The sequence below is a fragment of the Streptomyces sp. genome, from assembly GCF_050698815.1.
Classification (GTDB): Bacteria; Actinomycetota; Actinomycetes; order Streptomycetales; family Streptomycetaceae; genus Streptomyces.
The window spans coordinates 1-3,860 of record NZ_JBOHCV010000753.1 but is presented as its reverse complement, the minus strand read 5'-3'; the positions used below and the strand labels follow the sequence as shown (position 1 = coordinate 3,860).

At 73.4% G+C, this 3,860-nt stretch carries 3 protein-coding genes and 2 pseudogenes; 2 read left to right on the top strand and 3 right to left on the bottom strand.

The window, feature by feature from the left end; translation table 11 throughout:
• Positions 1–299: pseudogene (locus ACRDP3_RS26815) on the top strand (protein phosphatase 2C domain-containing protein); the annotation flags it as partial.
• Between the two features lie 103 nt (positions 300–402).
• On the opposite strand, the gene ACRDP3_RS26810 reads toward ACRDP3_RS26815, so the two are convergent.
• Together ACRDP3_RS26810 and ACRDP3_RS26805 are read right to left on the bottom strand one after the other, a co-directional pair.
• Positions 403–1,461, bottom strand: a complete 1,059-nt coding sequence (locus ACRDP3_RS26810; protein WP_431519594.1) for a DUF2637 domain-containing protein — start codon at positions 1,459–1,461, stop codon at positions 403–405.
• Between the two features lie 190 nt (positions 1,462–1,651).
• Positions 1,652–2,533 carry a (2Fe-2S)-binding protein gene (locus tag ACRDP3_RS26805; RefSeq protein ID WP_431519593.1) on the bottom strand — a complete coding sequence of 294 codons (882 nt, stop codon included), beginning with the start codon at positions 2,531–2,533 and terminating at the stop codon, positions 1,652–1,654.
• 129 nt (positions 2,534–2,662) lie between these two features.
• Here ACRDP3_RS26805 and ACRDP3_RS26800 point away from each other — a divergent pair, with 129 nt between their 5' ends.
• Positions 2,663–3,472, top strand: coding sequence for a GntR family transcriptional regulator (locus ACRDP3_RS26800; RefSeq protein WP_431519592.1), 810 nt, complete (start codon positions 2,663–2,665; stop codon positions 3,470–3,472).
• Positions 3,473–3,481: 9 nt separating this feature from the next.
• Here ACRDP3_RS26800 and ACRDP3_RS26795 read toward each other — a convergent pair.
• Positions 3,482–3,860: pseudogene (locus tag ACRDP3_RS26795) on the bottom strand (hypothetical protein); the annotation flags it as partial.

The following is a 3,860-nucleotide window of genomic DNA, read 5'->3' as shown; positions in this document are numbered from 1 at the left end:
CTCTCAGCGTGCCGCCCGGCGAGCCGGTCCCGCCGCTGATGCCACCACCGGAGCCGCGCCAGGAGCCGGAGCCGTTCCGGGTCTGCGCCACCGTGGCACAGCGTGGCGACACGCTGCTGCTGTGCAGCCCGGGGCTCGCCGCACCGCTGCGGGGAGAGCCCGGCTTCGCACAGCAGCTGGCGCGTTCCTGGGCTGAGAAAGCCGAACCACCGGGCCTCGCCGCGTTCCTGGCCGATGTCCAGCTCCGCGTACGGGGTTACGCGGACGACCGTACGGCAGTGGCCGTCTGGGAAGGCTGACGCGGCAGGCCACGAAAAGTCAGCGGCCCGGTGCCGTCCCGAGTCCCAACGGGAAGGCACCGGACCGGTGTTGAGTGGCCGGAGGGTCGGAGGTATCCAGGGATCAGCCGAACTGCCGCTCGATCTCAGCGAGTTTCTCCTCCCGCGAGTCGAGCCGTGGACTGGCCGCGCCGGAGGTGCTGTCCACGTCCATGCCGTCGCCTGCGGCACCAGACGCTGGCCGCGACCGGAGCGGCAGCATCCCGGGCGCGCTCTCGGCCGCCGCGGGCACCGCCTGAGCGGGGACAACCGGCGCCGCGGATCCGGCAGTTGAGGGGATCTCCATCTCCACGTGCCTTCTGCCGCGGCTGCGGCCCCGCCCGCGGTGCTGCCTGTTGAGTGCCTTGACCTGAGCCCGGTCCAGTTTCTCCTGCTCACGGCGGCGGAGACGTTCCTGCTCCTGCTGCTTGCGCTCCTCCCGCACCTCATCGACCGCCTCGTCGAGGCTGCGTACCCCCTCCAGCAGCATCAGCGACCACGCACGGAAGGTCTCGCGCGGCGCGCGGAGCCAGCGCACCACCCGGATCTGCGGCAACGGCCGTGGCACCAGGCCCTGTTCGCGCAGCGCGGCCCGCCGCGTCTGCTTGAGCGCACGGTCGAACAGGATCGCCGCCGAGAGCGACATCCCGGCGAAGAACTGCGGCGCTCCGGCATGGTCGATGCCACGCGGCGCGTGCACCCAGTTGAACCAGGCCGCCGCTCCCGCGAACGCCCAGACCAGCAGCCGCGACCCGAGTGAGGCGTCCCCGTGGCTGGCCTCCCGCACGGCGATGAGCGCGGAGAACATCGCCGCGCCGTCGAGCCCGAACGGAACCAGATACTCCCAGCCCCCCGAGAGCCGGAGGTTCTGCCTGCCGAAGCCGACCAGGCCGTGGAAGGAGAGCGCGGCGGCGACCGCGGCACAGCAGAAGAGGAGTAGATAGGCGGCGGTCGCATAGCGCGCTTCCTTGCGCCGCCGCCGCTCCTCCAGCCGCTCCCAGGAGTCCGGCGCGGCGCCGTCCTGGTCCGCCGACCGCTGCACCTGCGCGCGTCCGCGTGCCATCACCACGACCGCCGCCACGACGCCGGCGAGCAGCAGGGCGCTCGCCACCAGCCAGCTCAGCGTCATGTCCGTCACTCTCATCGGGTGTGCCCCTTGCCGCCCGGGCGGGCTGGACCCGCCGGGGTCACCGGGGGCGCCGTGCTCGCGTTTGGCCTGCTTCGTGTCGTCGAGTAGCTTGGCGCAGAGAATGTGCGCGGACACGCCGTTTCGCCGCAACTTACCGCGAACGGGGGGCAGTTCGCAGGGACAGGTGCGTTATGGGTCGAACGGGTCAGCGGTTCGCGGACAGCCGCTCGATACGGTCGGCGTCGCACATACGCGGACACGTCACGCAGACGTCCTCCGGACGCAGCGTGTAGAAGAGGCAGCAGCTCGCCCGGTCCCGGGTCGGCAGCGACTCCCCCTGTCGTCCGGTCAGTTCGCGGAAGCCGGCGCCCTGCGCGTACGGGGCCTTGGCACCCGGCAGCAGCTGGCCGGCCTCGCGCACCGCCCGCTGCTCCTCGCCCAGCAGATGACCGAGATACCAGAGCCCTTCGGTGATCTCGTCCGTCGCCACGCCCCACAGCGCCCGCGCCCCGCGCCGCATCCGGGGGCGGAATCCGGCCAGGATCGGCTCGAGGTGTTCGGCGACCGCGCTCCGTACCTCCGCGCGCAGGGCCTCCCCGTCCGGGACGACCCGGGCACCCGGCCCGTTCCCGGCCGGGTCGCCGGGCAGGCAGGCGAATTCGTCGATGCGGACCGACAGTTCGCCCAGCTCAGGCTGGAAGGAGAGGGCCTCCGCGGGCAGCCGCGGCACCCGGCGCTGCAGAAACCAGGGGATGGTGATCAGCAGGCAGACCGGCCAGGCGTAACGGTGCAGGCCGAAGCCGGCCGCGACATCGGGACGCGGCCGCAGGCCGTGGTCGCGCAGCAGCTGTGCCTCGTCCCATTCGAGGAAGGATGCGAGAGTCGCTCCGCCCTCGGCCAGTTGGGTGGCGTGCACCCATCCCGCGCCGCTCCGAGGTGCACCGCCCGGCGCCACCTCGCGCACCCGCAGCCCCGGGAAGACCTCGCTCAGCCGCGCGTACGAGGCGCTGAACGGCGAGGCCGCGGACTCCGGGCCCGGTACCCGGGCGGGCTCGGGGGCGGCGGGGACGAACGCGGACATGGCCATGAGCGGACCACCGTATCGACGATCGTTAGCAGGTAAGCCTTACCTTAGCCGATACGGTGGAGGTTTGATCTGGAGCCCGGGCCGCTTATCGTGCTCGGGAACACCCCTGGCGACACCTGGAGGGGACAGATGGAGCAGACCAGAGCGGTGGCGTCCGGGCAGCCCGGGCCGGCCGCGCTCCACCCCCGCGTTCCGTCCCGGCCGCAGGCCGCCGAGCGGCCCGCCGACGATGCGGCACGCGGTGAGCACGTGCATAGCGAGCCCGCACCACCACCACCAGCAACACCACCGGCGGCGGCGGGCGGTGGCGCCGCGCCGAAGCTGCCGCGGCGGCACTCCGTGCGCGCCCAGGTCCTCACCGCCCTGCGGGAAGCCCTCATCTCCGGTGAACTCGCCGTCGGCGAGGTCTACTCCGCGCCCGCCCTCGCCCAGCGGTTCGGCGTCTCGGCTACGCCCGTACGCGAGGCCATGCAGCGGCTCGTCTGCGACGGCGCGGTCGAGACCGTCCCGAACCGGGGCTTCCGCATAGCCGGGTGCGATGCCCGCGAGCTCGCCGAACTCGCCGAGATCCGGGCCTTGCTGGAGATCCCGGCCGTACTGCGGGTCGCCCCGTCCGTGCCGCCCGAGCACTGGGCCACGCTGCGCCCGCTCGCCGAGGCGACACTCGCCGCCGCGGCCCGTGGTGACCGTGCGGCCTTCGCGGACGCCGACACCGACTTCCACGGGGCGCTGCTGGAGCTGACCGGGAACCGCCGGCTCGTCGCGGTCGCCGCGGACATCCAGCGGCGCGCCCAGCGCCGCCCCGCCCCGCACGCCCCCGCGGTGCCGGCCGCGGAACTCGTGGGTGAGGCTGCTGAGCACATCGCCCTGCTGGACGCCCTGCGGGCTCACGACCTGGCCGCGGCGGAACGCCTGCTGCGCGCTCACCTCACGCGCTGAGCCGGCGCCTCAGGCAGCGGGAAGCTGTTCGGCCAGCCACCTCGGCACGCCGCCCAGCAGCCGGAAGAGGCGACCCGCCTCCTCGCGCAGCCGGGTCGCCTCCGGTTCCGGTTCCGCGTCCGCGAGGGCCGCGAGCGCGGGCGCCATGCCGACAAGAAAACCCAGCTCCTCGCGGATGCGCAGTGATTCGGCGAACCCGTGCCGCGCCTCAGCCAACTCGCCCTCGCGCAGCGCGAGTCCGGCCAGATGCCGCCAGGTGAAGGAGCACAGCAGCAGGTCGTCGAGTGCTGCCGCCGCGGCATGTGCTCGCCGGTAGGCGGCCTGCGCCGACTGCGGTGTGTCGCTGAGGTGTTCGGCCAGCAGCCCGCGCCGGTAGTCCAGCATTGCC